Source organism: Xanthomonas sp. SHU 166 (assembly GCF_000364685.1).
In the GTDB taxonomy this organism is placed as follows: domain Bacteria; phylum Pseudomonadota; class Gammaproteobacteria; order Xanthomonadales; family Xanthomonadaceae; genus Xanthomonas_A; species Xanthomonas_A sontii.
In genome coordinates, this window is sequence record NZ_AQOJ01000204.1 from 1 (window position 1) to 6,223 (window position 6,223).

Sequence of the window (6,223 nt, forward strand, 5' to 3'; positions counted from 1 at the left end):
CACCGCGGCGGCCGCGGCGCTGGCCGGGTCGAGCGCGCGCCCGACCATCGCCGCGACCAGCTGCGGCGCCGGCAATTCCGCCGGCGTGTATTCGCCGACCAGGCGGCCGTTGCGCAGCACGCTGATGCGGTCGGCCACCGCGTACACCTGGTCCAGGAAGTGGGTGACGAACAGGATCGCCATGCCGCCATCGCGCAGCGCGCGCATCACCCGGAACAGTTCGGCCACCTCGCCTTCGTCGAGGCTGGAGGTGGGTTCGTCGAGGATCAGCACCCGCGCCGACACCCCGACCGCGCGCGCGATCGCCACCATCTGCTGCACCGCCACCGGATAGCTGCCCAACGCGCGGCGCACGTCGATGGCGATGCCCAAACGCTGCAGGCCGGCCTCGGCCTCGCGCTCGACCCGGCGCCAGTCGATGCGCCGCAGCCAGCCGCGCAGCGGGTAGCGGCCGGCGAACAGGTTCTCGGCCACCGACAGGTTCGGGCACAGGTTCACTTCCTGGTACACGGTGCTGATGCCGAGCCGTTGCGCCTGCTGCGGCGACGCCGGCGAGACCACCGCGCCATCCAGCACGATGCGCCCGGCGTCGGCGGCGGTCACGCCGGTGAGCAGCTTGATCAGAGTCGACTTGCCGGCGCCGTTCTGGCCCATCAACGCGTGGATCTCGCCGCCGCGCAAACGCAGCGCCACGTCCTCCAGCGCGGCCACGCCGGCATAGGCCTTGCTCAGTCCCTGCGCCTCCAGCACCAGCGGATGCATGCGCGCGGCCTCAGTACTTGCGCTTGGGCAGTTCGGCCGCGGCCTGGTCCTGGGTGTACACCGACTCCTCCACCACGATGCGCTTGGGCAGCGGCTTGCCGGCCTTGAGGTCGCGGATGGCCTGCACCAGTTGCGGGCCCAGCAGCGGATTGCATTCGACGGTGACGTTGAGCTTGCCGGCCTGCATCGCCTCGAACGCGCCCTTCACCCCGTCCACCGAGATCACCAGGATGTCCTTGCCCGGCTTCAGGCCGGCTTCCTCGATCGCCTGGATCGCGCCGATCGCCATGTCGTCGTTATGCGCGTAGAGCACGTCGATGTTGCGTCCCTCCGACTTCAGGAACGCCTCCATCACTTCCTTGCCCTTGGCGCGGGTGAAATCGCCGCTTTGCGAGCGCACGATCTGGAAGCGCGGATGCGCCGCCAGGATCTCCTTGAAGCCCTTCATGCGATCGATCGCCGGCGCCGAGCCGACGGTGCCCTGCAGTTCGACGATGCGCACCGGCTTGTCGCCGTCCTTCAGCGGCGAGCGCTCGACCAGCCAGCGCGCCGCCTTGCGTCCTTCCTCGACGAAATCCGAACCGATCAAGGTCACGTACAGGCTGTCGTCGGACACCTTCACCGCGCGGTCGGTCAGCACCACCGGGATCTTCGCGGCCTTGGCCTCGCGCAGCACCGTCTCCCAGCCCGACTCCACCACCGGCGAAAACGCGATCACGTCCACGCGCTGGGCGATGAACGAGCGCAGCGCCTTGATCTGGTTCTCCTGCTTCTGCTGCGCATCGGAGAACTTCAACTTCATGCCGGCATCGGCGACGGCCTGCTTGATCGATGCGGTGTTGGCGGTGCGCCACTCGCTCTCGGCGCCGACCTGGCTGAAACCGACGGTGAGTTGCCCGGGCGCCTTGCCGGCGTCCTTGCCGCCGCCGGAACACGCGGCCAGCGCCATTCCCAGCAGCGCCGCGATTCCCAGCGCCCACATTCCCGACGTGTGCTTCTGCATAGCCCCTCCTCGTTGATGGCACGCTGGCGTCGGACGGGCCCGGAGGCCGCGACGCGCCGCCCACCCTCCCAGGCCGGCGTGCGCTGATTCGATCAGTTCATGGTGCGGATGTGTAAGCCGTCTTGACCGTGGTGTAGAACTCCACCGCATACCGGCCCTGCTCGCGCGGGCCGTAGCTGGAGGCCTTGCGTCCGCCGAACGGCACGTGCGGGTCGACGCCGGCAGTGGGCAGGTTGACCATCACCATGCCCGCCTGCGCATGCCGCTTGAAATGCGTGGCGTGCTTCAGCGAGCGCGTGGCGATGCCGGCGCACAGGCCGAACTCGGTGTCGTTGGCCAGGGCCAGCGCGTGCTCGTAATCGTCGGCCACCAGCACCGCGGCGACCGGGCCGAACACCTCCTCGCGGGCGATGCGGTGCTGCGGCTGCGCGGCCACCAGCGCCGGGCGCAGGTAGTAGCCGCGGTGCGCGCACTCCAGCGCCTCGCCACCGTAGAGCAGTTCGGCGCCTTCCTCGCGGGCGATGCGCAGGTAGTCGCGATCCTGTTCGAACTGGCTGGCGCTGGCGACCGGGCCGATGTCCACGCCCGGCTCCAGCGCATGGCCGATCTTCAGCGCGGCCAGGCGCGTGCGCACGCGCGCGACGAAGTCGTCGTGCACCGCGCGTTCGACGATCAGCCGGCTCGACGCGGTGCAGCGCTGGCCGGTGGAGAAGTACGCGCCGTTGACTGCGATCTCCACCGCCAGGTCCAGGTCGGCATCGGCCAGCACCACCAGCGGATTCTTGCCGCCCATCTCCAACTGGATCTTCAGCCCGCGCTCGGCGGCCTGGCGCAGCAACCGGTTGCCGGTGGGCACCGAGCCGGTGAAGCTCAGCGCATCGATGCCGCGCTCGGCGACCAGCGCCTGACCGACCGTGCTGCCGCTGCCGAGCACCAGGTTGAACGCGCCGTTTGGCAGGCCGGCGCGGCTGAGGATCTCGGCCAGCGCCCAGGCGCAGCCGGGCACGATCTCCGCCGGCTTGAACACCACGGTGTTGCCGTAGGCCAGCGCCGGCGCGATCTTCCACGCCGGGATCGCCAGCGGAAAATTCCACGGCGCGATGATGCCGACCGTGCCGACCGGCTCGCGGGTGATCTCGACGTTGACCCCGGGCCGGGTGGAGGCCAGCGTCTCGCCGGGAATGCGCAGCGCCTCACCGGCGAAGAACTTGAAGATCTGCCCGGCGCGCGCCGCCTCGCCGATGCTCTCCGGCAGGGTCTTGCCCTCTTCCGAGGCCAGCAGCGCGCCCAGTTCCTGCTTGCGCGCCAGGATCTCGCTGCCGACCGCGTCCAGCGCGTCGGCGCGCTGCTGCGGGGTGCTCGCGGCCCACGCCGACTGCGCCGCGTTGGCCGCGGCGATCGCCTCGCGCACCGCGGCCGCGTCGAGGCTGCCGGCTTCGCCGACCGGTGCCGACAGGTCGGACGGATTCTCGTCTGGGGCGAGGTCGTCGCCGGCCACCCAGCGGCCGTCGATGTAGCTCTGGAAACGTCGGGTCATGCCTACCTCCGTGCGGTTCTACAGCGCGCGCACGCCGCCCAGGGCGAATCCGCTGTCGACGCGCTGCAAGGGATTGACCAGCGCCGCGCCGAACTCGGCCAGTTCGATCTCGAAGCGGTCGCCGGGCTGCGCCTGCACGCCATCGGCGAAGCTCAGCGTGGCGGTACCGAAGAAATGCAGGTGCACGTCGCCAGGCACGCGGTGCGCGGCGTACTTGAAATGGTGGTATTCGAGATTGGCCAGCGAATGGCACATGTTGGCCTCGCCGGTGACGAAGGGCTTCTCCCAGATCACCGCATCGCCGCGGCGGATGCGGCTGTGGCCGCGCAGGTCGCGCGGCAACGCGCCGCAGCGCAGTTCCGGGCCGACCGCGCAGGCGCGCAGCTTGGAATGGGCCAGGTACAGGTAGTTCTGGCGCTCGGTGACGTGGTCGGAGAACTCGTTGCCCAGCGCGAAGCCGAGCCGGTACGGCACACCGTCGGCGCCGATGACGTACAGCCCGACCAGTTCCGGCTCCTCGCCGCCATCCAGGGCGAAGTCCGGCGACGGCAGCGGCGCGCCCGGCGCGACCAGGCTGCTGCCGTCGCCCTTGTAGAACCATTCCGGCTGCGCGCCGGGCTGGCCGTCGCGCGGGATGCCGCCGTCCACGCCGAGCTGGAAGATCTTCATCGAATCGGTGAGCGTGCCCTGTGCCGCCTGCTGCTGCAGGTTCTGGTGCATGGCATCGCGGGTGGCGGCGCTGCCCAGGTGGGTCAGGCCGGTGCCGGTGACGCGGCAATGCGCCGGGTCCGGATGGGTCAGCGGCGGCAGCACGCGACCGGCGGCCAGCAGCGCGGCGTAGTCGAGCACGCGCTCGCCGCGCAGCTGCTGCGCCTGCGCCTCCAGGCTGTTGCCGGCGGCCAGCGCCGCGTTGGCCAGCGCATAGGTGGACGCCACCTCGCGCAGCAGCCGCACCTGGCGGCCATCGTCTTCCACCACACCGACGCCGGGCGTGCCGGCGTCATCGAGCAACTGGATCAATCGCATGCATCGGTCGCCTGTCGGAATGCGGACGCGCAGCGGGCGGCGCGGGACACGCGCGGCGCGATGCGCCCGACCTATTCTGGCCGGACGACCTATATGCAACAAATATCGGTTTTGGCTTAACGTATACGAACATTCGTATCTCTGTGAGCGCCATGCCCGCCGCCCCGCCCTGGTTCGTCCGCGCCCGCCTGAAGACCCGGCAATTGATGCTGCTGCTGGCGATCGAGGAGGAAGGCAACATCCACCGCGCCGCCGAGACCTTGAACATGTCGCAGCCGGCCGCCTCCAAGCTGCTCAAGGACCTGGAGGACATGCTGGCGGTGCCGCTGTTCGAGCGCCTGCCGCGCGGCATGCGCGCCACCTGGTACGGCGAGGCGATGATCCGCCACGCGCGCATCGCCCTGGCCAGCCTCGGCGAGGCCGGCGCCGAGATCGAGGCGCTGAAGGCCGGCTATGCCGGCAGCGTGGCCGTCGGCGCGATCGCCGGGCCGGCGATGAGCCTGCTGCCGTCGGCGCTGGCCCAGGTCGGCGCGCAGCATCCGCTGCTGCGGGTGAGCCTGCGCGTGGACGGCAGCGACGTGTTGCTGGAGCAACTGGCGCAGAACAAACTGGACATCGTGGTGGCGCGGCTGTTCGCGCGGCACGACAAGCGCCACCTGCACTACCAGGCGCTGGCCGAGGAAAAGGTCTGCGCCATCGCCCGCCCCGGCCATCCGCTGCTGGCGGGGCCGGTGCCGACGCTGGCGGTGCTGGCCGAGGCACCGTGGATCGTGCCGCCGGACGGCAGCGTGTTGCGCCATCGCTTCGAACTGATGTTCCAGAACGCGGGGCTGGAAGCGCCCAAGCGGGTGATCGAGACCTCGGCGCTGGTGGTGCTGCCGCAGTTGCTGCGCCATGGCCACGCGCTGGCGGTGGTGCCCGAGGACGTGGCCCGGCATTTCGCCGACCACGGCAGCGTGGCGATCGTGCCGGTGGCGCTGTCCTGCCGCATGGACGCCTTCGGCCTGATCACCCGCCGCGACTGGCTGCTGTCGCCGGGTGCGCGGATCGTGCTGCAGGCGCTGCAGGAGGCGGCGGCCACGGTGTACGGTGTCGCCGTGACGGCGGCCACGCCGTCGCTGCCTGCGGACGGCTGATCGCGTCGGGACTGAAGTCCCTCCCACAACGCGCCGCCCAGCAGCAGCGCCCGGCTGTTTGTGGGAGGGGCTTCAGCCCCGACGAGCGAAGCCGGATACCGCCTCCGCTGTTGCCCTGCCCGAACCGGTGCCCCCGCGACGCCCAGCCGCGCGACCGCGCTCAGGTCCAGCCGCCGTCCACCACGAACTCCTGCGCGGTGATCGCGCGCGCCTCGTCCGAGGCCAGGAACAGCGCCATGCGCGCGATGTCCTCCGGCATCACCTTGTCCGGCAGGCACTGGTTGCGCGCCAGTTCGCGCTCGCCGGCCTCGTCCAGCCACAGGGTGACCTGGCGTTCGGTCATCACCCAGCCCGGGGTCAGCACGTTGATGCGGATCCGCGCCGCGCCCAGGTCGCGGGCCAGGCCGCGGGTCAGGCCGTTCACCGAGGACTTGGCGGTGGCGTACACCGGGTAACCGCCGGTCTTGCTCTGCCAGCCGGTGGAGCCGAGGTTGACGATGGAACCGCCGCCCAGCCGCTGCATGCCCGGCACCACTGCCTGGATGGCGAAGAACGCCGCGCGCTGGTTGATCGACACGCAGCGCTCCCAGTACTCCGGGGTCACCGCGTCGAGCGCGTGGCGGTCGTCGCTGCCGACATTGTTGAGCAGCACGTGGAAGTCGCCCAGCTCGGCCGCCGCGTCGCCGATCGCCGCCTGCAGCGCGGCCACGTCGGTGACGTCGCAGCGACGCCACCACGGCGCGGTCAGGCCGGACGCGG

The 6,223-nt window shown here is 70.8% G+C and carries 6 protein-coding genes; 1 reads left to right on the forward strand and 5 read right to left on the reverse strand.

Annotated features, from left to right (window positions below; all coding sequences use genetic code 11):
• From D180_RS07025 to araD1, 4 genes are all read right to left on the reverse strand, one after another.
• Positions 1-762 (reverse strand): ATP-binding cassette domain-containing protein (locus D180_RS07025; protein WP_017912236.1); only part of this gene is annotated, 762 nt, incomplete at its 3' end.
• 10 nt (positions 763-772) lie between these two features.
• On the reverse strand, positions 773-1,765 hold the full coding sequence (locus D180_RS07030; protein WP_043090593.1) for an ABC transporter substrate-binding protein: 993 nt from the start codon (positions 1,763-1,765) through the stop codon (positions 773-775).
• A gap of 97 nt (positions 1,766-1,862) precedes the next feature.
• Entirely contained in the window at positions 1,863-3,302 is a 1,440-nt protein-coding gene (locus tag D180_RS07035; RefSeq protein WP_017912238.1) for an aldehyde dehydrogenase family protein, read from the reverse strand.
• Positions 3,303-3,320: 18 nt separating this feature from the next.
• The gene (gene araD1, locus D180_RS07040; RefSeq protein ID WP_026143438.1) at positions 3,321-4,328 is read right to left on the reverse strand and encodes an AraD1 family protein; all 1,008 of its coding nucleotides are present in this window, start codon (positions 4,326-4,328) and stop codon (positions 3,321-3,323) included.
• A 152-nt stretch (positions 4,329-4,480) separates the two neighbouring features.
• Between araD1 and D180_RS07045 the strand changes: the two genes are divergently transcribed.
• The gene (locus D180_RS07045) at positions 4,481-5,464 is read left to right on the forward strand and encodes a LysR substrate-binding domain-containing protein (RefSeq protein ID WP_017912240.1); all 984 of its coding nucleotides are present in this window, start codon (positions 4,481-4,483) and stop codon (positions 5,462-5,464) included.
• Between the two features lie 160 nt (positions 5,465-5,624).
• On the opposite strand, the gene D180_RS07050 is transcribed toward D180_RS07045, so the two are convergent.
• Positions 5,625-6,223: SDR family oxidoreductase (locus D180_RS07050; protein ID WP_017912241.1), on the reverse strand; the 599-nt coding region annotated here is incomplete at its 5' end.

What these genes read in the sequence shown, in the direction of transcription:
- D180_RS07030 (WP_043090593.1), bottom strand. Translation starts at nt 1,765, where the DNA reads ATGCAGAAGCACACGTCGGGAATGTGGGCGCTGGGAATCGCGGCGCTG.
- D180_RS07035 (WP_017912238.1), bottom strand. Translation starts at nt 3,302, where the DNA reads ATGACCCGACGTTTCCAGAGCTACATCGACGGCCGCTGGGTGGCCGGC.
- araD1 (WP_026143438.1), bottom strand. Translation starts at nt 4,328, where the DNA reads ATGCGATTGATCCAGTTGCTCGATGACGCCGGCACGCCCGGCGTCGGT.
- D180_RS07045 (WP_017912240.1), top strand. Translation starts at nt 4,481, where the DNA reads ATGCCCGCCGCCCCGCCCTGGTTCGTCCGCGCCCGCCTGAAGACCCGG.